Source organism: Cohnella laeviribosi DSM 21336 (assembly GCF_000378425.1).
GTDB classification, from domain to species: Bacteria; Bacillota; Bacilli; order Paenibacillales; family Paenibacillaceae; genus Cohnella; species Cohnella laeviribosi.
The window spans coordinates 25,959-47,089 of the sequence record NZ_KB899841.1 but is presented as its reverse complement, the minus strand read 5'-3'; the positions used below and the strand labels follow the sequence as shown (position 1 = coordinate 47,089).

The 21,131-nt window shown below is 59.9% G+C and carries 24 protein-coding genes and 1 pseudogene; 18 read left to right on the top strand and 7 right to left on the bottom strand.

Going from position 1 to position 21,131, the window contains the following annotated elements:
* Window positions 1-222 (top strand): annotated as a pseudogene (locus F560_RS25165) (group II intron reverse transcriptase/maturase); the annotation flags it as partial.
* Window positions 223-396: 174 nt separating this feature from the next.
* Here the strand turns inward: F560_RS25165 and F560_RS0117735 are convergent.
* Window positions 397-1,017 (bottom strand): TetR/AcrR family transcriptional regulator, encoded by a 621-nt coding sequence (locus tag F560_RS0117735; protein WP_019007108.1) that lies wholly within the window; start codon window positions 1,015-1,017, stop codon window positions 397-399.
* Window positions 1,018-1,104: 87 nt separating this feature from the next.
* Here F560_RS0117735 and F560_RS0117730 point away from each other — a divergent pair, with 87 nt between their 5' ends.
* On the top strand, window positions 1,105-1,650 hold the full coding sequence (locus F560_RS0117730; RefSeq protein ID WP_019007107.1) for a hypothetical protein: 546 nt from the start codon (window positions 1,105-1,107) through the stop codon (window positions 1,648-1,650).
* Between the two features lie 562 nt (window positions 1,651-2,212).
* On the opposite strand, the gene F560_RS0117725 is transcribed toward F560_RS0117730, so the two are convergent.
* Complete coding sequence (locus F560_RS0117725; protein ID WP_281167180.1) at window positions 2,213-2,896, bottom strand: YktB family protein; 684 nt, start codon at window positions 2,894-2,896, stop codon at window positions 2,213-2,215.
* A gap of 173 nt (window positions 2,897-3,069) precedes the next feature.
* Between F560_RS0117725 and F560_RS0117715 the strand changes: the two genes are divergently transcribed.
* From F560_RS0117715 to gndA, 3 genes are all read left to right on the top strand, one after another.
* Complete coding sequence (locus F560_RS0117715; protein WP_026298371.1) at window positions 3,070-3,666, top strand: hypothetical protein; 597 nt, start codon at window positions 3,070-3,072, stop codon at window positions 3,664-3,666.
* 138 nt (window positions 3,667-3,804) lie between these two features.
* Complete coding sequence (locus F560_RS0117710) at window positions 3,805-4,473, top strand: SGNH/GDSL hydrolase family protein (protein ID WP_019007104.1); 669 nt, start codon at window positions 3,805-3,807, stop codon at window positions 4,471-4,473.
* Window positions 4,474-4,560: 87 nt separating this feature from the next.
* Window positions 4,561-5,976, top strand: coding sequence for an NADP-dependent phosphogluconate dehydrogenase (gene gndA, locus F560_RS0117705; RefSeq protein ID WP_019007103.1), 1,416 nt, complete (start codon window positions 4,561-4,563; stop codon window positions 5,974-5,976).
* Between the two features lies 1 nt (window position 5,977).
* On the opposite strand, the gene F560_RS0117700 is transcribed toward gndA, so the two are convergent.
* Window positions 5,978-6,271 (bottom strand): hypothetical protein, encoded by a 294-nt coding sequence (locus F560_RS0117700; RefSeq protein ID WP_019007102.1) that lies wholly within the window; start codon window positions 6,269-6,271, stop codon window positions 5,978-5,980.
* A 149-nt stretch (window positions 6,272-6,420) separates the two neighbouring features.
* Here F560_RS0117700 and F560_RS0117690 point away from each other — a divergent pair, with 149 nt between their 5' ends.
* Complete coding sequence (locus F560_RS0117690; protein ID WP_281167179.1) at window positions 6,421-6,951, top strand: shikimate kinase; 531 nt, start codon at window positions 6,421-6,423, stop codon at window positions 6,949-6,951.
* On the opposite strand, the gene F560_RS0117685 is transcribed toward F560_RS0117690, so the two are convergent.
* Entirely contained in the window at window positions 6,946-7,248 is a 303-nt protein-coding gene (locus tag F560_RS0117685) for a rhodanese-like domain-containing protein (protein WP_019007099.1), read from the bottom strand. The two genes, F560_RS0117690 and F560_RS0117685, sit on opposite strands and share 6 nt — an antisense overlap.
* Window positions 7,249-7,396: 148 nt before the next feature.
* On the opposite strand from F560_RS0117685, the gene crcB reads away from it, so the two are divergent.
* From crcB to ptsP, 7 genes are all read left to right on the top strand, one after another.
* A complete protein-coding gene (crcB, locus tag F560_RS0117680) occupies window positions 7,397-7,774 on the top strand; it encodes a fluoride efflux transporter CrcB (RefSeq protein WP_019007098.1) in 378 nt (125 codons plus the stop codon).
* Complete coding sequence (locus tag F560_RS0117675; RefSeq protein WP_019007097.1) at window positions 7,771-8,154, top strand: fluoride efflux transporter FluC; 384 nt, start codon at window positions 7,771-7,773, stop codon at window positions 8,152-8,154. Before crcB ends, F560_RS0117675 begins: the two co-directional genes overlap by 4 nt.
* Before the next feature lie 33 nt (window positions 8,155-8,187).
* Window positions 8,188-9,480, top strand: coding sequence for a 3-phosphoshikimate 1-carboxyvinyltransferase (gene aroA / locus F560_RS0117670; protein WP_019007096.1), 1,293 nt, complete (start codon window positions 8,188-8,190; stop codon window positions 9,478-9,480).
* Window positions 9,481-9,502: 22 nt separating this feature from the next.
* On the top strand, window positions 9,503-9,937 hold the full coding sequence (locus F560_RS0117665; RefSeq protein WP_019007095.1) for a CoA-binding protein: 435 nt from the start codon (window positions 9,503-9,505) through the stop codon (window positions 9,935-9,937).
* Window positions 9,938-10,581: 644 nt separating this feature from the next.
* Window positions 10,582-11,283, top strand: a complete 702-nt coding sequence (locus F560_RS0117660) for a class I SAM-dependent methyltransferase (protein ID WP_019007094.1) — start codon at window positions 10,582-10,584, stop codon at window positions 11,281-11,283.
* Between the two features lie 62 nt (window positions 11,284-11,345).
* Window positions 11,346-13,229 (top strand): glucose PTS transporter subunit IIA, encoded by a 1,884-nt coding sequence (locus tag F560_RS0117655; RefSeq protein WP_019007093.1) that lies wholly within the window; start codon window positions 11,346-11,348, stop codon window positions 13,227-13,229.
* Window positions 13,226-14,980, top strand: coding sequence for a phosphoenolpyruvate--protein phosphotransferase (gene ptsP / locus F560_RS0117650; RefSeq protein WP_019007092.1), 1,755 nt, complete (start codon window positions 13,226-13,228; stop codon window positions 14,978-14,980). The genes F560_RS0117655 and ptsP overlap by 4 nt, the downstream gene beginning before the upstream one ends.
* A gap of 71 nt (window positions 14,981-15,051) precedes the next feature.
* On the opposite strand, the gene F560_RS0117645 is transcribed toward ptsP, so the two are convergent.
* Window positions 15,052-15,576 carry a type 1 glutamine amidotransferase domain-containing protein gene (locus F560_RS0117645; protein ID WP_019007091.1) on the bottom strand — a complete coding sequence of 175 codons (525 nt, stop codon included), beginning with the start codon at window positions 15,574-15,576 and terminating at the stop codon, window positions 15,052-15,054.
* 126 nt (window positions 15,577-15,702) lie between these two features.
* On the opposite strand from F560_RS0117645, the gene F560_RS0117640 reads away from it, so the two are divergent.
* From F560_RS0117640 to F560_RS0117620, 5 genes are all read left to right on the top strand, one after another.
* Entirely contained in the window at window positions 15,703-16,140 is a 438-nt protein-coding gene (locus tag F560_RS0117640) for a VanZ family protein (protein ID WP_019007090.1), read from the top strand.
* A gap of 153 nt (window positions 16,141-16,293) precedes the next feature.
* A complete protein-coding gene (locus tag F560_RS0117635) occupies window positions 16,294-16,704 on the top strand; it encodes a hypothetical protein (RefSeq protein WP_019007089.1) in 411 nt (136 codons plus the stop codon).
* A gap of 98 nt (window positions 16,705-16,802) precedes the next feature.
* Window positions 16,803-17,159 carry a bacillithiol system redox-active protein YtxJ gene (gene ytxJ / locus F560_RS0117630; RefSeq protein WP_026298368.1) on the top strand — a complete coding sequence of 119 codons (357 nt, stop codon included), beginning with the start codon at window positions 16,803-16,805 and terminating at the stop codon, window positions 17,157-17,159.
* Between the two features lie 137 nt (window positions 17,160-17,296).
* Entirely contained in the window at window positions 17,297-18,304 is a 1,008-nt protein-coding gene (gene ccpA / locus F560_RS0117625; protein ID WP_019007087.1) for a catabolite control protein A, read from the top strand.
* Window positions 18,305-18,405: 101 nt separating this feature from the next.
* A complete protein-coding gene (locus F560_RS0117620) occupies window positions 18,406-19,095 on the top strand; it encodes a 5'-methylthioadenosine/adenosylhomocysteine nucleosidase (protein WP_019007086.1) in 690 nt (229 codons plus the stop codon).
* A gap of 16 nt (window positions 19,096-19,111) precedes the next feature.
* On the opposite strand, the gene F560_RS0117615 is transcribed toward F560_RS0117620, so the two are convergent.
* Complete coding sequence (locus F560_RS0117615) at window positions 19,112-20,314, bottom strand: acetoin utilization protein AcuC (RefSeq protein ID WP_033396362.1); 1,203 nt, start codon at window positions 20,312-20,314, stop codon at window positions 19,112-19,114.
* A gap of 19 nt (window positions 20,315-20,333) precedes the next feature.
* Complete coding sequence (locus F560_RS0117610; RefSeq protein ID WP_019007084.1) at window positions 20,334-20,966, bottom strand: GNAT family N-acetyltransferase; 633 nt, start codon at window positions 20,964-20,966, stop codon at window positions 20,334-20,336.
* Window positions 20,967-21,131: the final 165 nt, after the last annotated feature.

The following is a 21,131-nucleotide window of genomic DNA, read 5'->3' as shown; positions in this document are numbered from 1 at the left end:
CAATGGAAACAGTGGAAACGGGTACGAACCCGCATCCGCGAACTCCGGGCGCTTGGCATGCCCGATTGGATGGTCTTCATGATGGCCAATTCTAGACGAGGTCCTTGGGAAATGTCCCGAACCATAAACAACGCCCTTCCAACTTCCTATTGGGAAGCAAAAGGGCTGAAAAGTTTGCTTTCTCGTTATCTGGAACTTTGTCAACCTTTTGGAAACGCCTAGTGCGGACCCGCATGCTAGGTGTTGTGAGAGGACGGGGGTTAGCCGCCCCCTCCTACTCGATTCGCGAGGGCGGAGAGGCTGAAGTTTCTTTGCTTATTCCGAGCATTTCCTCCGATTCGGTTAGGTCCCTCTGGGATTCAGGGCCGGACCGTTTTGTCCGGATGGCGGCCCGCCTCATTCGCCTTCTTCGGCTTCCGGCAGCAGACCGTCCAAATGCCGGCGAACAATGCTGCGGATCATCCCGGGCGTCATCACATCGGGGCGGGAGACGGCATGCACGACAAGCCCGTCCACCAGCGCGTTCAAGCGCCTCGCCTCCAGTTCGGCGTCAAGCCCGCATGGCGCGCCCGCAACCGCTTCGCGATAGCGGACGATCGCCCGGACGAGCTTGAGAAACAGGCTGTACAGCTCGTCGTACACTTGGGCGTTCAGTTCCGCCAGCTTCGGATCGACGAGCCTTCGGCCGGTAAAAGCGAGCCAGATCTCGCTTTCGTTGCGCCTGTCTGCATCCATCGGAAGCAATTCTTCGATAAGCGTCTCGCAATCCGCCCGAATGTCGCCCGACAGCTTGACGTTTGCGATCCGCTCTTTGACGCGGTCGGAGATCATGCGCATCGAGAAGGCCAAAAGATCCGACTGGCTCGTAAAATAATGCCGTAGCGCACCGAGCGACACCCCCGCTTCTTTGGCCACATTTCGGACCGTTACCGCATCCAGTCCTTCCCGCCGTATGATCCGCCAGGCCGCTTCTCCGAGCTCCTTACGGCGGACATCGTGATCTACGATTTTTGGCATACGCTTATTTTAGCACTTCTTTTTTTAGTACAGTAGTGTTAAAATAAATTTGTTTTCATACGACTGTATTAAAAAAGGAGGCCGCGTATGATCGGAGCGTTGATCATCGGGTGTGAAATTGGGTTCTGGGCGTTGGTGGCGGCCGGACTGTTCTGCCGTTATATGCTGAACTGGCGGAGAACGGGCGCCGCTTTGCTGATTCTGACGCCCGTCGTCGATTTGGTTCTGCTCATCGCGACGGTCATCGATTTGCGGGGCGGGGCCGAACCTTCGTGGACGCACGGCTTGGCTGCCGTTTACTTGGGCGTGTCCGTCGCCTTCGGCCATCGGATGATTCGCTGGGCCGACGAGCGGTTCGCTCGCCGCTTCAAGGGCGGGCCCGCGCCCCGCAAGCTATACGGAAGAGAGCATGCGGCGCACGAGCGCAGGGGCTGGCTGCTGCATTTGCTCGCCTGGTGCATCGGCAGCCTGCTGCTGCTCGGCATGCACGTTCTGGCCGGAGTCGGGGAACTTGGCGTCAATTCGCCGTTTGTGGCGTGGAGCTTGCGATGGGCGATCGTGCTTGGCATCGATTTTATCATCAGTTTCAGCTACACGCTGTGGCCGCGTACGGACAAAAGCGCATCCGCCTGAGCCGTTTTCTTCCTGCGAGACACGATGGCGGCTGCATTCGATCCGCCGTGGTTGGCCGGCAGCATCTTCGCGCTAATGGATGAAACGGACCGTAGGTTCGTTAATGTGATCGTAACGGCCTAAAATCCAAACGACGCGGACACAGGTTCCGCTAATTCTCGCCAACATGCGCCATTATGGACGATCTAGAGGCAATAGCGGATCGAGTGTCCCCCAAATCGTCGATTTCGAGCCAAGGCTCATAATTAACGGATGTCTTGTCCGGCTCCACAAAAAACATCGTCCCGTCATCTTCTCGCTCGATATTGTCCGTTTGTCGTCGGTGTTAAGGGGTGCATGCGGCTTGTCATCGACGAAAGGGGGGTATGTCGGCGCACGACACGCGGCGGGGTTTCGCTGCTCTCGCGAAGCATGGAGAAAAATTTCATGAGGCGAGGTACAGGCGGTGCATAACTTACGTTGCGCGGAGAGCGCCCAGAGGCGCGAAAAGGCTGTCCCATCATGCAGTTCAGTGTGCATAAGGGGCAGCCTTTGCCTCGTTTGCCAGCCGGCCATACCGAACTTAAGCCCGCGCCATCTTATAAAGCGGCAGCAGCGTTTCAAAAACGCTCTCCGCCTTGGCGAGCAGCGCCTTGCCGTCCGACAGCAGCGGGTCGTCCCGGCGAATGTGCAGGCCGCAAGTCAGCTCGGCGGCTTTGACCGTGCGGAGCCGGACGAACAGCGCGCTCAGCTCTTCGTCGGACAAGTCCCGGTGCGCCGTCCCTTCCGGCTGCATATGGTCCTTGGACCATTGATATTCCGCCGGCACGGAGGAACGGATCGAAGCCAGCTCGGCTTCCGCGCGTTCGGCGAACGCGCTTTTGGCCGGGCATTCGTAAATGACGGCGAACTGGATAAACAAATGCGTCGACCACAGGCCGATCTGGAAATGGGGAAACGCCTTGTAGCCTCTCGGGCTCGGCGACCAGGCGACCCATGTGTCGTCGGGCGGATTGACGGACCGCCGCGCGTGCTTGGCGACGTGCGCGGTCATCTGCTCTCCGCACAATCGGGACAGCTGCGGGGCGAGGGCTTGTCCCAACGCATGCAGCTTCGGCCGGACGCGCTCGATGATGGCAGCCATCCGGGGCTGCAGGCCGGGAACGGCCATCGCATCGAAATCGTCGGGGCCAAAGCCGTCAAAGCCGGCAAAACCGGCGGCTTCCGCGGCGGATGAAAGGTCGGACGGATTATAAGTTGCGTTCAATGTTTTCACCTCATGCAAATCGATGAACTCTTTGACCCCACTATAATGGAAATTAGTCAAGAAACCAAGTTGCCAGAACATAAGATGGAGTATAAGATAGAAGTAAGCAAGAAATGTCTGAACATTCGGTCAATAACTCAGGCCGTGCAACCATTGCGGAAGGGGGGATGGCCGTGAATCGAAGCTACGAAGTGGAATATTGCGATTTGGAGCTTCGTTTTGACCGCAGACAAATTCTAAACTGGATACGCGAATTGATCCAGGACGGCTATTCTCTGTACTGGAACGAGTGGGAGCACTATTTCCTCGTTTCCGTGAGAAGCGGCCGGAAGCTGCTGAAATTTCGGTTTCAGCGCGCCGGCGCCCGGTACAAAATGGTTGGGACGTATATCGTGAAGGACGAGAGGTTGGCGCGGAGCATCGAGAAGCTGATCAACGAGTCGCGCGGCCATGCGGTCGTGAAACGGTTCCGCGATCGCCAGATGCTCATCGAGAACATTATGTTCGGCGAAATTATTCGTCTCGTGGAGGTGTCGGGCATGGAACATCGGATTATTTTTCAGAAACGCCCCCAAATTACGGTAGAAGACATCGTGCAGGCCTTCAAGTCCAAACGTGCCGAACTCCGGGCGGGAGTGCTCCGCCTCGAGCTTGATTACGAGCTCGCGGTGCTTCACGAGGCGCTGCAGCGGGGCGATGACGAAGCCGTCGAGACGAGCAAGCAAAAGCTTGTCGAGATGCGCAAAGAAATGCTTCTGCTTGAGCTTTGAGGATTTTCGGCCATATGGACGATCCGGGGCGCCGCTTGGCGTCCCTTTTTTGCCTTCGGATTGAATGCGCTTACCGCAGGAGTATAATAGGGCTGACTGTCTTTTTTTCAAAATAATCGTACATAGGGGGAGAAGCGCATGCGTCTGGACAAAGGCGACAAATTGGTGATGATCGGGGATTCGATTACGGATTGCGAGAGGGCGCGGCCCGTCGGCGAAGGACTGTTCCATGCGCTGGGCAAAGGTTACGTCTCGTATGTGGACGGCCTGTTGGGGTCGGTTTACCCGGAACTTGGCGTGCGCGTCGTCAACATGGGCGTCAGCGGCAACACGGTGCGCGATCTGAAGGGGCGCTGGCAGACCGACGTGCTGGATCTGAAGCCGGACTGGGTTTCGGTCATGATCGGGACCAACGACGTCTGGCGGCAGTTCGACTTGCCGGCCATCAAGGAATCCCACGTCTATGCGGACGAATACGAAGCCACGCTGGACGAATTGGTCGCCCGGACGAAGCCGGAAGTAAAGGGGATCGTGCTCATGACGCCGTTTTACCTGGAGCCGAACCGCAACGACGCGATGCGGGCGGCGATGGACCGCTACGGGGAAATCGTCAAGCGAACGGCTGAGCGCCACGGCACGCTGTTTGTCGATACGCAGGCCGAGTTTGACCGCGTGATGGAACATCTCTACCCGGCGACGATCGCATGGGACCGCGTCCACCCGAACGCCGCCGGCCACATGACCTTGGCGCGGGCGTTCCTGAATGCGATCGGCTTCGAGTGGCAGCGGGGCGTCCCGCGAATGTGAAGATTCCATTAAAGAGGTTTTCATCTGCGCGCAAAAAGAGTACAATAACGATATTGTGAAAATATTGTCTAAAGGATGAAGCGAAACATGTCTAAAGCACACATTGGCGTCGTCGGCATGGCCGTAATGGGACGCAATCTGGCCTTAAACATTGAAAGCCGCGGTTACACCGTAGCGGTATATAACCGCTCCCGCGAGAAGACGGACGATCTGATCGCAACGGACGGCAAAGGCAAAAACCTCATTCCGACCTACTCCGTCGAGGAGTTTGTCAATTCCCTGGAAAAACCGCGCAAAATTTTGATCATGGTGCAAGCCGGCTCCGGCACGGATGCGACGATCGAGTCGCTCGTTCCGTACCTGGACAAAGGCGATATCATTATCGACGGCGGCAACGCCTACTTCCCGGACACGCAGCGCCGCTCCAAGGAGCTGACCGAGAAAGGCTTCCACTTTATCGGGACCGGCGTATCCGGCGGCGAAGAAGGCGCGCTCAAAGGTCCGGCGATCATGCCGGGCGGCCCGCTGGAAGCTTATAAGCTGGTCGAGCCGATTCTGACGGGCATCTCCGCCAAAGTAAACGGCGATCCGTGCTGCACGTACATCGGACCGGACGGCGCGGGCCACTATGTCAAAATGGTCCACAACGGCATCGAATACGGCGACATGCAGCTGATCTGCGAAGCTTATCAACTGCTTAAGGACGTGCTGGGCTTGTCCACGGACGAGCTGCACGAGATTTTCACCGAATGGAACAAAGGCGAGCTCGACAGCTACCTGATCGAAATCACCGCCGACATTTTCTCCAAGAAAGATCCGGAAACCGGCAAGCCGATGGTGGATGTCATTCTCGACGCGGCGGGCCAAAAGGGAACCGGCAAATGGACAAGCCAAAGCGCGCTCGATCTGGGCGTTCCGCTGTCCATCATTACGGAATCGGTATTTTCCCGCTTCCTGTCCGCGATGAAGGAAGAGCGCGTCGCGGCCAGCAAGGTGCTCAAGGGACCGCAAAAACCGGCGTTCCAAGGCGACAAGGCCGCGTTCATCGAGAGCGTCCGCAAGGCGCTGTACGCAAGCAAGATCTGTTCGTACGCCCAAGGCTTCGCGCAAATGCGCGCCGCTTCCGAGGAGTACAACTGGAACCTGCAGTACGGCAACATCGCGATGATCTTCCGCGGCGGCTGCATTATCCGCGCCCGCTTCCTGCAAAACATCAAGGACGCCTACGACCGCAATCCCGAGCTGAAAAACCTGCTGCTCGACGAGTACTTCAAAGGCGTTGTCGAGAACTATCAGGACGCATGGCGCGAAGTCGTCGCAACGGCCGTCCGTTACGGCATTCCGGTGCCTGCGTTCGCGAGCGCTCTCGCTTATTACGACAGCTACCGTTCCGAACGCCTGCCGGCTAATCTGCTTCAAGCGCAGCGCGACTATTTCGGAGCCCATACGTTCAAGCGGGTGGACAAGGAAGGCGTCTTCCACCACAACTGGATGGAATCGTAATTCAGGGGAGCATGTCCGCCAGCATCGCGCGCAAGCAGGCCGCGTCTTCGCCGCACAGGTTCTGCCGGTGAACCAGATGCATGGCAAGCTCGGCGTAGCAGGCGAAATGCGCAAGCAGCCGTGGCCGATCGAGCCCCGTCCATTCGGGCGCTCCTTCGGCCACTTTTCTTTTGATAAAGTCCAGCGCCAGGATCAGATCTTCGCGGCACATCGGATAGGACGGATCGAGCAAGCGCTTCAGAGGTTCGCCGGGAAATCGGGGCTGCGGCAAACCGCCGTGGTGAATGGAGCTCATCGGCAGGACCACCTTGATTTCGGAAATGGATTCTATTTCGATCGATTATTACCACCATACGAAAAAACGCACGAATTTATACCTGAAGCGCCGCTAGCATAGATATGGTATGATAAATGGAGTGCAATAGAAGAACGGGGAGAGGCGGTTTGAGCGTACGAGCGAAACCAAGGAATGTGATTTTGGTCGGATTTATGGGGACGGGCAAGTCGACCGTAAGCCGGCTGCTCGCCGGGCGCCTCGGATGGGAGCGCATCGATACGGACGATGAGGTCGTTCGCCAAGCGGGCAAAACGATTCCCGACATTTTTGCGGAGGAAGGCGAAGCGGCCTTCCGCGATTGGGAAAGCCGCGTGCTGCAAGAGGTGCTTGCGGGCAGCCGGCATATCGTCGCGACCGGAGGCGGCGCCGTGCTCCGGGAGGAAAATCGACGCCTCATGCTGGCCGGCGGCTGGGTTGTCGCGCTGACGGCGGACAGAGAGACCCTGCTGCGCCGCGTCACCGAGGCGGATCCGGCGGGGACGGGAGCGCGGCCGCTGCTAAAGGGCGACGCGGCGGAGCGGATCGACCGTTTGCTGCGGACGCGGCGTCATGCCTACGACTTCGCCCACGCGACGGTCGATACCTCCGGGCGGACGCCCGCCGAAGTGGCCGAGCTGCTTCTGCGCTGGATGCTATAGCTGCTGCCAGGCGAGCATGCCGCCTTCCAGGTTGACCGGTTGCTTGAAGCCGAGCGAAGCCAGGTACCCGCACGCCTGACCGCTGCGGTAGCCGCTGCGGCAGACGAAGATCACTTCTTCGTCGCGGGGGATTTCGTCCAGCCGCTGCGGAACTTGCCCGAGCGGAATGTGGATGGCCCCGGGAATCATGCCTTGCGCGACTTCCTCGTCTTCGCGGACGTCAATCAGGCGGAGCTTCTCGCCCGCATCGAGCCGGGCTTTCAGCTGTTCGGCCGTAATCGTCGCGTATTCGCTCATGGGTTATGTCTCCTCTCATGGAACCGTTGTACGGTCGGTTGGCCTTGATAACAGCACTATCATATGAAACGGCGGACCCGCTGTCAAACAAGGAGAGAAGGGGCCGTCCTCTTTTTGGAACGATTCGGAAAAGGGGAAGCGATAACGGATGAGCGAAATCGTAGCGGTTGCGATCGCCGGTTTTTTGGGCGCCGTGTCCCGTTACGGCGTAACACTGCTTTTGCCGGACGGCGGCGGCGCTTCGTTCCCCTGGGCGACGCTTGCGATCAATTTGAGCGGCTCGCTGCTGCTCGGCTGGCTGTCCGGACTTGCGCTGCGCAAGCTCGTGTCCCCCTGGTGGAAGGAAGCGCTCGGCACCGGCTTTCTCGGCGCTTATACCACGTTCAGCGCGTTTAATGCCCAGCTGTGGGAGCTGGTGCGTCACGGCGCTTTCGTTTCGGCGCTGCTCTACGCCGCCGCCAGCGGACTTCTGGGCTGGCTGTTCGCGGCAGCGGGGCTGAAGCTGGGATGGGGGCGGAACGGATGAACGGATGGATGCTAGCCTGCCTGGTCGGCATCGGCGGTTCCGCCGGCGCGTTGCTCCGGTACGGCGCAAGCCGCTGGAACGCGAGGCGGAAAGGCAAGCCGCATCTGGCGACGCTCGCCGTCAACCTGACCGGCTCGCTGCTGCTCGGCTTGATGGCCGGCGGGAACTTGCGCGCGAGCCATGCGGAAGTTTACGCGTTTGCCGGCACGGGCATCATGGGCGGACTCACCACTTATTCGACATTAAACGTGCAGAAAGCGGAAATGGCCCGCGCGCGGAACTGGCGGCAACTCGCCGGTTACGCCGCCGCGACCTATTTGGGAGGCTGGGCCGCGTTCGCCGCGGGCTGGCTGCTCGGACGGGCTTTCTGGCACCAATAAACGATGCCAAATATAAGGAGCGTATGAACAAGAATGGATATGATCGTCACTCCTACCGGAAAGCTGCAGGGCGAAATTCAGGCGCTCTCCTCCAAAAACTACACCACGCGCTATATGCTCGTCGCGGCTTTGGCGGAAGGCACGAGCACGATCCGGTTTCCCGCTCGCAGCGAGGACAGCGACGCCATGCGCCGCTGCATCCGCGATTTGGGGGCCGTCATTGAGGAAGACGACGAGAAAATGGTTATCAAGGGCTTCGGCCGTTCTCCCTATCCCGCAAAGACGCTGAACGTCGGCAACGCGGGCGCGGTGCTGCGGTTTTTGATGTCCGTGGCGGCGCTGCTGCCGGAGGTGACGTTCGTCAACGCCTATCCGCAGTCGCTCGGCAAGCGTCCGCATGACGATTTGATCGCCGCGCTGCAAAGCATGGGCGTCGAAGTGGAGCATCAGAACGGCAGGCTGCCGATCACGATTCGCGGCGGACGGCCTCGCGGCGGGAAAATTCGGGTGTCGGGCAGCGTCAGCTCCCAGTATTTAAGCTCGTTGCTGTTTCTGGCGCCGCTGCTTGAGGAAGACAGCGAAATCGAAGTGCTGAACGATCTCAAATCCAAGGTCGTCGTCGGACAGACGCTCGAAGTGCTGCAGCAGGCGGGCATCGTCGTGGAGGCTTCCGACGACCTGATGCACTACCGTATTCCGGGACGCCAGCGCTACAAGGCGCAGACGTATACGGTTCAGGGAGACTATCCCGGCTCCGCGGCGATTTTGGCTGCGGCGGCGGTGACGGAGTCGGACGTGAAGGTCCACCGTTTGCTGGAGAACAGCAAGCAGGGCGAACGGGCCGTCGTCGACGTGCTGCGCAGCATGGAGGTTCCGCTGACGCACGAGAACGGAATCGTCCGGGTTACGGGCAACGGCAGGCTCAAGGCCGGCGAGTTCGACGGCGACGCCTTCACGGACGGCGTGCTGGCCATGGTCGCCGCGGCGGTCTTCGCCGAGGGGACGTCGCGCTTTTATAACGTGGAGAATTTAAGGTACAAGGAATGCGACCGCATTACGGACTTCCTGACCGAGCTTCGCAAGGCCGGCGCGAACGTCGAGGAGAAAAGGGATGAAATTATCGTTCACGGACGGCCGGAAGGCGTGGAAGGCGGCGCCACGATCGACGCTCATTACGACCACCGCGTCATTATGGCGCTGTCGGTCGTGGGGCTGAGAGCCAAGCAGCCGATTCGCATCAAGGACGCGCATCACGTCGCCAAAAGCTATCCGAACTTTTTCGACCATCTGGCCTCGCTTGGGGCGCAGGTCGAATGGGTAAAATAAGGGAAAAAGGAGGCGATCCGGCATGGCATTCGAGAACCCGGCGCGCGAGCAAATCAAATCGGTGTTGGAAAACGCGGGCAATATCGCCGTCGTCGGGCTGTCCGACGATCCGTCGAAAACGTCCCACCAAGTGGCGGCCGCGATGCAGGCCAAAGGGTACCGCATCATTCCGGTCAATCCGAACGCGGAGAGCGTCCTGGGCGAAAAAAGCTACGCCTCGTTGAAGGACATCCCGGAGCCGGTCGACATCGTCAACGTGTTTCGCAGGCCGGAGCATACGCCGGCCATCGCCGAGGAAGCGGTGGCGATCGGCGCCAAGGTGCTGTGGCTGCAGCTTGGCATCGTCAACGAAGAAGCGGCCGAAATCGCCCGCAAGGGCGGCCTTCTCGTCATCATGGACCGCTGCATCAAGGTGGAGGATTCGATTTTGCTGCCGGGCGGCAGGGCGAAACGGTAATCGGTCATGCTCGGCCTTCCCGCGGCGGGCGCTTTTGTCCGCTGCGGGGAGCGGTTAGCGGCTTCCGCGTTTTATCCGCGGCGTGCGGCGAAGGGGATAGCGGATTATCCAGACGGTTTCCGTTTGCAAGTAAATAAAAATCCGCTCCTCCGATTCGGCGGTCAGGCCGTCCGATGTAATTGCCTTTTTAGCACTTAAATCGGGGGATCGTGGGGAAACGGGCTTTGCAGTTGCGGTTAAGGCAATTACAGTTCCGCTCATCCGGTCCGGCGGCCAAGATACCCGATGTAATTGCCTTTTTGGCACTTAAATCGGGGGATCACGTGAAAACCGGCGTTGCAGTTGCTATTAAGGCAACTACAGTTCCGCTCATTCGGTCCGTCGCGCAGGATACGCAATATGAACCTCGGGCGGCGAGGCATAAGCGTTTCGCCTGACGGTTTCCGCGGTTTATCCGCGGCTTGCGGCGAAAGCACAGCATTTTGCCGGACGGCTTTCGCGGTTTCTTATAGTTCCACACTATTAAATCGATTGCATTTATATATTTTATCTCTTGCCCCCGCTCCGCTACAATAGAGTCAACTGTAAATCCATCAAGAGAGTCAACTCTAATACCATCAAGCGGACGAAAGCGAGGGTTTGCCATGACCGACGAGAGCTTTACTTACGAGCGTGTGAAAAAAATGTTTGACGCGGGAGCCGATCAGTACGATTGGCAGCGCCGAAGCCTGATTCCCGATTTCGACCAGTTTTACGGCATTGCGGCGTCGCTTGTCCGCACGGAACAAGCCGCCCCATCCATTCTCGATCTGGGGGCGGGCACCGGGTTGCTGACGTCTTTTATCGCCGCCGCATACCCGCACGCCAAGCTTACGCTGATCGACTTCAGCGAAAAGATGCTCGCCCGGGCGCGGGAGCGGTTCAGCCGCCATCCCGGCGAAGTCCGCTGCATTGCGGGCGATTACGCGGCGTACGCCTTTGGGGAAACGTTCGATTTTGTCGTCTCCGCGCTGTCGATTCACCATTTGGAGGATGCCGACAAACGGAAGCTGTTCAAAACGGTCTACGGCCTGCTGAACGGCGGCGGCGCGTTCGTCAACGCCGATCAGGCCGCCGGGGAAACGCCGTTTTTCGAAGCGTTCAATATGCGGCAGTGGGAGCGGGAGGTCGCCGCCTCGGGATTGCCGCCGGAACGGATCGAAGAGTCCAAGGAACGAAGAAAGCAGGACCGCAACGCCACCGTGGCGGATCAGCTCGGCTGGCTGCGGGAAGCCGGCTTTGCCGAAGCCGACTGCGTCTACAAGCGGTACGGCTTCGCCGTGTTTTACGCGATCAAGCCGAAATGACGGTTTTGACAAAAACGGGCCATTCGACGTAACATCGAGAGAAAGGAGGGGATCGCAAGCTCATGTGGGGTGTGGGCTATCTCCAACGGCTCGGACGGGCGATGATGCTGCCGATGACGGTGCTGCCCGCCGCCGCGATTTTTATCATGCTCTCGCATTTGCCATGGGCGGCGATCGGATGGCCTAATCTGCCTCAGTTGCTTGAGGCGGCCGGCCTGAACCTGTTCGAATATGTGCCTTATGTATTCGCGGCGGGCATCGCCCTCGGCCTGTCCAATCAGTCGGCCTTGGCCGGGATGTCGGCGCTGGCGGGAATGATGATTTTCGCCGCGGTTACGCACGCCCACGATCCGCAAGGCGTGCAGCCGTCCATGTTCGCCGGGGCGGTCATCGGGATCGCGGCGGGCTGGGCGCAAGAACGGTTCAAGTCGCTCAAGCTGCCGGAGTATTTGCAGTTTTTCGGCGGCTCCCGCTTCGTGCCGGTGTTTATGGCCGGAGTCTCGCTGGTTTTTTCCTGGCTGATGATCGTGATCGGGGACGGGATCGGCGATTTTGTAGCCGCTTCCGGACATGTCGTTTCCGCCGCCGGGGGCTTCGGCGTGTTTTTGTACGGATTTTTGCACCGGATTTTGGTTGCGTTCGGATTGCACCATATTCTGAATCATCTGTTCTGGTTTCAGGTGGGGGAATACCGGACGGATGACGGCGGCGTCTTTTTCGGGGATTTGCCGCGGTTTTTCGCAGGCGACCCGACAGCGGGCGTCTACATGGCGGGCTTGTATCCGGTCATTATGTTCGCGCTGCCAGCGATCGCGTACGCCATCATTCACGAGTCGAGGGAAGATTTGAAGCCCAAAGTCCGCAAGCAGTTCCGCATTGCGGCGCTGACGGCTTTCCTGACCGGCGTGACCGAGCCGGTCGAGTTCGCGTTCCTGTTTGTGGCGCCGTACCTGTTTATCGTGCACGCGCTGCTCTCCGGCGGCGTGATGTGGCTGACCTATGAGCTCGGGATTCGCCACGGGTTCAGCTTTTCCGCGGGGGCGCTGGAATTCGCGATCAACCTGCCCTTGTCCCATCGAGGCTGGCTGCTCATTCCGATCGGGCTCGTATGGGGCGCGCTGTATTATGTCATGTTCCGCTTGTGCATCCGCAAGTTCGAGCTGTCGACGCCCGGCCGCGAGGACGTGCTCAGGCTTGACGATTGGGCCGGCGACATTCCTTACCGCGCCCCGCTCGTTCTGCAGGCGCTTGGCGGCAAGGACAACATCGTTCGGCTCGACGCCTGCATTACCCGGCTCAGGCTGACGCTTGCGGACGACCGCCGTGTCGACGCGAAATCGCTACGCAATCTCGGAGCGGCGGGCGTCATTCATCTCGGATCGGGGCATGTGCAGGTCGTCTTCGGCACGTATTCCGACCTGATCCGCGAAGAAATCGCCAAGCTGATGCAGCAGGACGTGCGCCAGGTTCAGTTCCACGCGCCGGTGCAGGGGCGGATGATTCCGCTGGAGGAAGTGGACGATCCGATTTTCTCGCAGCGCCTTGTCGGCCGCGGCGTCGCCTTTATCCCCGACAAGGGAGAGGTCGTCGCGCCGGTGGCGGGCCGCGTCGTTCATTTGTATCCGTCAAGGCATGCGGTCGGGATCGAGACCGGCGAAGGGCTTGAAGTGCTGCTGCATATCGGCATCGATTCCTCGCAGCTGAAGGATTGCTTTACGGCTTACGTGAAGGAAGGAGACGAGGTCAAGCCCGGCCAGCCGCTTATTCGGTTCCACCTGCCGACGCTGAAAAAGCACGCCAAGTCCATTGCGACTCCAATGGTCATCACCAATCCGGACATCGTCCGGTCTTGGCGTTTTGCGCCGTTCAAAGCCGTTAAAAAAGGTCAGGCTGCAGTCATGTCCGTTGTCGTGCGCGAGAGAGAGAACAAGGGGGTAAGCTCATGATTCAGGGATTGGGAGCCTCGGAGGGGATCGCAATCGGAAAGGCGTTTGTCCTGCCCAACTGGGAATGGGAGCTGCCGGAACACAAGATCGATGTCAGCGATCTGGCCGCCGAATTCGACCGGCTGTACGAAGGGGTCAAACGTTCCAAGTCGGAAATTTACCGGATCAAAACCGAAATGGACGAAACCGTCGGCCATGAGGAGAGCAGCATTTTCGACGCCCATCTGGCGATTCTGGACGACCCGGTGTTCATGAACGAAATCCAGGGCATTATCCAGCGCCAGTACAAGGCGGCCGAAGTGGCGGTGAAGGAAGCGATCGATCATTTCGTCACCATGTTCGACCTGCTCGACGACGAGTACATGAAGGAGCGGGCGCTCGACATCAAAGACGTCGGCAACCGGTTGCTGAAGCACCTGCTCGGGGTTCCGGAAATTGCGCTTCCTACCGATACGCAGCCGTTCGTGCTCGTCGTGCGCGAACTTACGCCTTCGCAGCTTATCCACCTGAAGCCGGATGTCGTGCTCGGCATCGTCACGATGGTCGGCAGCCCGTCCTCGCATGCCGCAATCATGGCGCGGGCGTTCGGCATTCCGCTGGTCATGGGCGTGGAGGGGAAGCTGGCCGAGCCGATCGTGACCGGCGACCTGCTGATCGTCGACGGGGGGACCGGACAGCTCCACGTCAACCCGCTTCCCGAAACGCTGCAGCGCTATACGGAGCTGCGCAAGCAGCATCTGCAAACGAGGGAGCGGCTGCAGTCGCTCGCGGCGGTGCCCGCCGTCACGCCGGACGGCGTGACGCTGGAGCTTGCGGCCAATATCAGCTCCGTCAAAGAGCTGGATGCGGCGCTGGCGAGCGGCGCCGACGGCGTCGGCCTGTTCCGGACGGAATTTCTGTATATGGACCGCAGCCGGTTTCCGACGGAGGACGAACAGTACGAGGTGTACCGCTCGGCGGCGGAACGCCTCGCCGGCAAGCCGCTCGTCATCCGGACGCTCGACATCGGCGGCGACAAGCAGCTGGATTATTACGAGATGCCCGAGGAAGACAATCCTTTTCTCGGCTATCGGGCGATCCGGTTCAGCCTCGACCGCAAGGACCTGTTCAAGGTGCAGCTTCGCGCCATTCTGCGGGCGGCGGCACACGGAAACATCCAGATTATGTATCCGCTGATCGCTTCGCTCGACGAAGTGCGCGCCGCAAACGAGCTGCTGGCCGAAGCGGCCCGTGAGCTTGCCGCCGAGGGAGCGGTCTTTCGGGACAACGTGCCGGCCGGGGTCATGATCGAAGTGCCGGCGGCGGTCGCCATCGCGGAATTGCTCGCGGAGGAAGTGGCTTTTTTCAGCATCGGCACGAACGACTTGATCCAGTTCACGCTTGCCGTCGACCGCATGAACGACAAGATCAACCATCTGTACGAGCCGTTCCATCCGGCCGTGCTGCGGATGCTGCGAACGGTGAGCGATGCGGCGAACCGCAAGGGCATCCCCGTTCGGGTATGCGGGGAATTGGCCGGGGATGTGCGGACGATGCCGATATGGCTGGGGCTCGGCATTCACGAGCTGAGCCTGTCGTCGCAGGCGATTTTGCCGGTCAAGGAAACGCTTCTGCGGACGAAAGCGCTGGAGTGCAAAGCGCTGATGAACGAGCTGTTTCAGTGCCGCACCGCCGGGGAAATCCGGGAACGGCTGGAGCGGTTCCATGCGGAAACGGCGCTCGCGGCAGGGAACGTCAAGCCGGGCGTGTAAACGGGCGTGTAAAAAAGGAGGATCCCCGGCGCTTTTCCAAGCCGGCAAGATCCTCCCTTTTCTTCATCGGCTCATCGGCGCCCGTACAGCAAATCGCAGAACGCTTTGGCGTACTCGGGCAAATCCGGCGGACGGCGCGAGGAGACGAGATTGCCGTCGACGACGACCGGCTCGTCCAGCCATATCGCCCCGGCGTTTTCCATATCGTCGCGGATGCCGGGCGTCGAAGTCGCTTTGCGCCCCCGCAAGATGTTCGCCGAGATGAGCACCCAACCGGCATGACAGATTTGGCCGATCGGCTTGCCGGCTTCGTTCATTTGCCTGACGAACTCGAGCACTTTCGGGGAACGCCGGATTTTGTCCGGAGCCCATCCGCCCGGCACGAGCAGGCCGTCGGCCGCGGACGCGTCCAACTCGTCGTAGGAGAGGTCGGACACGGCGGGAACGCCGTATTTGCCGACGTATTTGCGTCCTTTCTCCGGAGCGGCAAACCGCACTTCCGCGCCTTCTTCGCGCGCCCGGTAGACGGGGTACCAGAGCTCGAGATCCTCGAATTCGTCGTCCAGCAGGCAGATTACGTTTTTCGTCCGGGTCATGGTTAAACCTCCTTGGCATGTCTAGCAACGTGATCATCATTAGGGCGAATGTCGCAGACTCATTGTAACAGAATCCGTTCCCGGCTTCATCCCGAAATCATCGCAGCAAAGGAGCGTTTATCCGCTATGTCCGCGTTTCGTACTTTCATTCGCCGTTACTGGCGCTGGCTGCCCGCCCTGATCTGCATGGCGGCCATTTTCATCCTGTCTTCGCGCACGGGCGACGAGCTGGACACGGTGCTTCCGTGGGCGCAGATGCTTTTTCCCGGGCTTGAAAGCTTCGATCCGGCGCATTACGTCGCGTACTTCGCGCTTGCGCTGTGCTTCGCTTACGGCTTCGGTTTCCGCAGGATGAACGGGCCCAGATGCGCGCTGATCGTGCTGATGAGCGTGGCGTACGGCCTCACGGACGAATGGCATCAGACTTTCGTTCCGAAACGGACGGCCGATCCGAGCGACCTGCTGCACGACGCCATCGGCGCCGCTGCGGCCGCGGCGATCGTCTATATCGGATATCTCTGGCGGGCGAAAAGGCAAAAGGCGAGCCGGCAAAAACGAGCCTAACCGTAAAGCGGCCCCGCTCCGCACTCCATGCCAACATTTACAGGCCGTCCGGCGGCAGGAGAACGGCGGCGGCGGAACGAATACGGTAAAAGACAGCCGAGCCGAAACCGAAGGCTTCGGAGCATTACCAAGAGGGTTGAGGAGAGTGTACCGTTGTCCAAGCGTTGTCCCTGCGGCCATGTCCTGAACTTAACGCTGCGCACCGTCATTCATGCGCGCAAGGCCAGCATCGCCAACGTGCCGGTCTATACCTGCGCCGTCTGCGGCCGCAACGAAGTGTTTCCGGGCGTCAGGGCGGAACTCGGCCGGCTCGTCGGCGAGCTCGGATCGGATCCCCCCTTGCAGACGATCGCTTTTGAAGAGCGGCACGAGTGGGCGAAGGTGCTGGTCGACTTAAGAATCCGGAAGCAGCCGATGCAGGCCGGCGCCGTCGCCAGGCAGACGGAAGAGCGCATGAACGAACTGCTCGATCTGCTGCTGATCGCTTCCAAAATCGGGGACGAGGCGTGGAAAGCGGAATTGAACGGCCGCTTGTCGCAATTGAGCGCGCAATATATATGCTGAAGGCGGACAACGGGGCGGAAGGCCCCGTTTTTTTGCGAAAAAAACGCTTTTCTGTTACCATGAAAACGAAGAGCAATATTTTCAAGGAGGCATCGACGATGGCTCGGATACGGCGTTTAATGACGCTCGAGGATTGGGAAGACGCCCTTCGCGGCTCGAAGGACAAGCCTCTTCTCGTTTTCAAGCACAGCACGCAATGTTCGGTCAGCGCCGGCGCGCATGAGGAATGGCTGAACTATACGGCGGACGCCGGAACGGATGCGGTCGATTACGCGATCGTTCACGTGATCGAGGAGCGGCCCGTCAGCAATGCGATTGCGGAATCGCTCGGCGTCACGCACAAGTCTCCGCAGGTCATTCTGGTGCGGGACGGCAAGGCGGTCTGGGACGAATCGCACTGGCGGATTACGTACGACTTTTTCCGCGAGCGCCTGGGCGAACCGAAAGCCGGCTGACCGCCCGGCCGGAGTCGGATTTTGGCTGTCGGCCGATCGCGATACATTGCGGAATCGGCAAATTTGTCGTATCATTACCTTAATATCCCATGGACAGGCCGTTTTCGCGGCTGTACATGAACATTGGAGCGAGGACTGTGACGGTAACCATTTATGACGTGGCTCGAGAAGCCGGCGTGTCGATGGCGACGGTTTCCCGTGTCGTAAACAACAATCCGAACGTAAAACCTCAGACGCGCAAAAAAGTATACGAAGCAATCGAACGGCTCGGTTATCGCCCCAACGCCGTCGCCCGTGGGCTTGCGAGCAAGAAGACGACGACGGTCGGGGTGGTCATTCCCGACATCGCCAACGCCATCTTCGCCGAAGTGGCGCGCGGCATCGAAGACATCGCGAACATGTACCACTACAATATCATTCTCTGCAACGCGGACAAGCGCAAAGAGAAGGAAATCCGCGTCATCAACACGCTTTTGGAGAAGCAGGTGGACGGCCTGCTGTTCATGGGCGGCGCGGTGACCGACGAGCATCTGCAGGCGTTCAGCACGTCCAACGTGCCGATCGTGCTCTGCGCCACGACCGACGAGAAGGGCACGATGCCTTCCGTCGATATCGACCATGAAGCGGCCGCGTTCGATGCGGTGAACAAGCTGATTTCCGAAGGACACCGGCGGATCGCGATGATCAGCGGCACCCTTCAGGATCCGGCGAACGGCTACGCTCGTTATCAAGGCTACAAGCGGGCGCTGGAGCAGGCGGGGCTTGCGGTCGACGAAGCGTACGTGCGCGTAGGCAACTACAAATACGAGTCGGGCATCGAAGCGATGCAGTATTTCCTTGGGCTGCCGGAGCGGCCTACCGCGGTCTTCGCGGCAACCGACGAAATGGCGATCGGTGCGATTCACAGCATTCAGGACGCAGGCCTGAAGGTGCCGGACGATATTTCGGTGATCAGCGTCGACAATATTCGCATGGCCTCGATGGTTCGCCCGCAGCTCACGACGGTGGCGCAGCCGATGTACGACATCGGTGCGGTGTCGATGCGTTTGCTGACGAAGCTGATGAAAAAGGAAACGGTGGAACAGGCGCGAGTCGTGCTGCCGCACGAATTGATCGTGCGCCAATCGGTCGGCGCGCGCCCCTAAGGCGTCGACCAGCTTCCATACGCCTTGCCCCGCTCGGGAAACGGTTGCCCCGGCGGGGTTTCTTTATCTGAATAACCCGATGCAGAAGGAGATGAAAGCGCGTGATCGGAATTATCGGCGCGATGCAGGAAGAAATCGATTTGCTGCTTGGCGGGATGCAGGATGTGGTGAAGATGAACCGTTCCGGCATCGAATACGTGGTGGGCTCTTTGCACGACCGGAAAGTGGCCGTATGCAAATCCGGAGTCGGCAAAGTGAATGCGGCCGTCTGCACGCAGGTGCTGATCGATCGCTTTCTGGCCGAGAAAATTATTTTCACGGGGGTTGCGGGAGCGGTGGACCCCGGACTTGAGATCGGCGATATCGTCGTTTCGACGAGCAGCGTCCAGCACGACTTCGACGTAACGGCGCTGGGCTTTAAGCGCGGCGTCATTCCTTATCAAGAGGTATCGGAATGGAAAGCGGACGAGACGCTGGTCCGGCTTGCGGTTGAGGCCGGGGAGCGCTTGTATCCGGGGCGCTGCAAAACGGGCAAAATTTTGTCCGGCGACCAGTTTATCGCCCACCGCGAGGCCGTAAGGCGGCTTTACGAGGAATTTGGAGGCGCCTGCACGGAGATGGAGGGAGCGGCCGTCGCCCAGGTTTGCGCCATGAACGGGGTGCCGCACGTCATTATCCGTTCCATGTCCGACAAAGCCGACGGTTCGGCGCACGTCAATTTCGCGGAATTTACCGTGGAAGCGGCGGCACGCTCCTATGCCATCGTGAACGCCATCGTGCAAAGGCTGTAACCGGCCGATCGGCCGGTTAAGCGAGGTGCTGAAGCGCAAGCTCCAGCACCTCGCGGTTTTTGGCTTCGATTTCGGCGCGCCTGGGCATCGGCGTCCATGCGGACGTATCGTCCAGCCAGGTGCGGGGCATGTTGTCCGGCGCCTGCCGCTCCGGCTTCTGCAGCCATAAGTCGGGCAGCGCCGCCCCGGACGGCGATCCGTCAATCGTCCGAAGAAGGGGATGGCCGCTCATCTCCAGCCACAGCAATCCCCAGGCGCGGGGAACGACGCGGAAGTGGTCGTAGCCGCCGCCTCCGAGCGCCACCCAGCGTCCTCCCGCCCATTCGTGGGCGATCCGGTGGATCATGCGGGGCATCTCCCGGTAGATCCGCATGCTGCAGTGAACGTGCGAGAGGGGATCAAGCGCGTGCGCGTCGCAGCCGTGCTGGCTGACGATGACGTCGGGCCTGAACGCCTCGGCGGCCTTTTCCAACGCGGCGGAGAAGCTGCACAGCCACGAATCGTCCTCCGTATACGGTTCGACCGGCACGTTCAGGCACGCGCCGTAGCCGGACTGCATGCCGCGTTCGTGCGCAAATCCGGTGCCGGGGAACAGGTATTTTCCCGTTTCGTGAATGGAGAGCGTGAAGACGTCCGGATCGGCGTAAAAGCACCACTGGACGCCGTCGCCGTGATGGACGTCCGTGTCCACGTACAGCACTCGGGCACCGTATTTGCGCTGGATCCAGGCGATGGCTGCGGCCGCGTCGTTATACACGCAAAAGCCCGACGCCCGGCCGGGCAGCGCATGGTGCAGTCCGCCCCCCAGGTGAAGCGCATGCTGCGCCCGGCCGGTCATGACCGCTTCGGCAGCCGCGACGGTGCCTTGAACGACGGCGGCCGAGGCTTCGTGCATGCCGGGAAAAAAAGGCGTATCCCCGTCGGTTTCCAGCCCGTAACCGGCCGCCAGTTCGACGGCATCCCGGGCGGGAAGGGGCGCGCTCAGCTTTTTTACCGCTTGCACATAATCGGCGCGATGGACCCAATCGAGCGCTTCTTCCCACCCGGAGGCTTGAGGGACAGCCTTCTGTTCCGGGGTCAAGGCGCCGCAGGCCGCAAGCAGCTCCTCCGTCAATTGAAGCCGGACCGGATGGAAGGGATGATCTTCGCGCAACCGGTAGCCTGCGGCGGCGGAGCAGTCGATCCACAGCGCGCCGGAAGTCGGAGAAGTCAACTGCATCGCTTCCTTTCGCACAAGTTCAGTACATAAACCGCTGCCTGAACCGGATGCGGTCGAATTTTTCCACCGAAGACAGCGGCACGTCCTTTCCGACCCGAACCATTAGGCAGTTGGCGGGATGCGCGCAAATCTCCGGATCGTCCGTCGCGAACCAGACCATGCCGACCGACTTCATCAGCTTTTCCATCATGGCCCGGTATTCCCACACGTTTAATTTGCTGCCTTCCAGGTCCCAGTGCCAGTAATATTCCGTCGTATAGACGATGGCATTGTCCAGTTGCCCGTCTTCAAACGCCGTTGCGAGCAGCGCTTTGCCGAGACCAAGCGAACGGTATTCGTCGGCCACCTCGATGGCGCCCAGCTCGATCAGGTCGTCCATTCCTCCTTGCGACCAGGTTTCCAGCTCGTCGGGGTAGTGGAACGTCACGTAGCCGACGATGGTCTCGCCTTCTCTGGCCACGATAATTCTGCCTTCCGGGAGGCCGGCGATTTCGATGAGCGCCGCATGCTGCTCGTCCGGACGGCGAAACGCGTCCAGCTTCGGATGCAGTCGATAACGGCGAAGCTGTTCCGGCGGAACGGGGCCCTCGACATGAATGGGGCCGTTTTTGCCGGCGAGGGTGTGGCTGCAGTACCGCTTGTGGTGCTCCATGGCCTTCACTCCTTGAATGCTGTCATTATACACCAAACCCCGTAAGAGTTGGAGACCGCTTTCCAGGAAAACGCTTTTATTGTGTCGAGATTGTGACGAAATGCGAATAGTTGTGTTATAATGTCAATGGCGCGTCGAAGACGTCCTGTTGTAAGCGCATTCCTT

What these genes read in the sequence shown, in the direction of transcription:
- F560_RS0117735 (WP_019007108.1), bottom strand. Translation starts at nt 1,017, where the DNA reads ATGCCAAAAATCGTAGATCACGATGTCCGCCGTAAGGAGCTCGGAGAA.
- F560_RS0117730 (WP_019007107.1), top strand. Translation starts at nt 1,105, where the DNA reads ATGATCGGAGCGTTGATCATCGGGTGTGAAATTGGGTTCTGGGCGTTG.
- F560_RS0117710 (WP_019007104.1), top strand. Translation starts at nt 3,805, where the DNA reads ATGCGTCTGGACAAAGGCGACAAATTGGTGATGATCGGGGATTCGATT.
- gndA (WP_019007103.1), top strand. Translation starts at nt 4,561, where the DNA reads ATGTCTAAAGCACACATTGGCGTCGTCGGCATGGCCGTAATGGGACGC.
- F560_RS0117700 (WP_019007102.1), bottom strand. Translation starts at nt 6,271, where the DNA reads ATGAGCTCCATTCACCACGGCGGTTTGCCGCAGCCCCGATTTCCCGGC.
- F560_RS0117685 (WP_019007099.1), bottom strand. Translation starts at nt 7,248, where the DNA reads ATGAGCGAATACGCGACGATTACGGCCGAACAGCTGAAAGCCCGGCTC.
- crcB (WP_019007098.1), top strand. Translation starts at nt 7,397, where the DNA reads ATGAGCGAAATCGTAGCGGTTGCGATCGCCGGTTTTTTGGGCGCCGTG.
- F560_RS0117675 (WP_019007097.1), top strand. Translation starts at nt 7,771, where the DNA reads ATGAACGGATGGATGCTAGCCTGCCTGGTCGGCATCGGCGGTTCCGCC.
- aroA (WP_019007096.1), top strand. Translation starts at nt 8,188, where the DNA reads ATGGATATGATCGTCACTCCTACCGGAAAGCTGCAGGGCGAAATTCAG.
- F560_RS0117665 (WP_019007095.1), top strand. Translation starts at nt 9,503, where the DNA reads ATGGCATTCGAGAACCCGGCGCGCGAGCAAATCAAATCGGTGTTGGAA.
- F560_RS0117660 (WP_019007094.1), top strand. Translation starts at nt 10,582, where the DNA reads ATGACCGACGAGAGCTTTACTTACGAGCGTGTGAAAAAAATGTTTGAC.
- F560_RS0117655 (WP_019007093.1), top strand. Translation starts at nt 11,346, where the DNA reads ATGTGGGGTGTGGGCTATCTCCAACGGCTCGGACGGGCGATGATGCTG.
- ptsP (WP_019007092.1), top strand. Translation starts at nt 13,226, where the DNA reads ATGATTCAGGGATTGGGAGCCTCGGAGGGGATCGCAATCGGAAAGGCG.
- F560_RS0117645 (WP_019007091.1), bottom strand. Translation starts at nt 15,576, where the DNA reads ATGACCCGGACGAAAAACGTAATCTGCCTGCTGGACGACGAATTCGAG.
- F560_RS0117640 (WP_019007090.1), top strand. Translation starts at nt 15,703, where the DNA reads ATGTCCGCGTTTCGTACTTTCATTCGCCGTTACTGGCGCTGGCTGCCC.
- ytxJ (WP_026298368.1), top strand. Translation starts at nt 16,803, where the DNA reads ATGGCTCGGATACGGCGTTTAATGACGCTCGAGGATTGGGAAGACGCC.
- F560_RS0117615 (WP_033396362.1), bottom strand. Translation starts at nt 20,314, where the DNA reads ATGCAGTTGACTTCTCCGACTTCCGGCGCGCTGTGGATCGACTGCTCC.
- F560_RS0117610 (WP_019007084.1), bottom strand. Translation starts at nt 20,966, where the DNA reads ATGGAGCACCACAAGCGGTACTGCAGCCACACCCTCGCCGGCAAAAAC.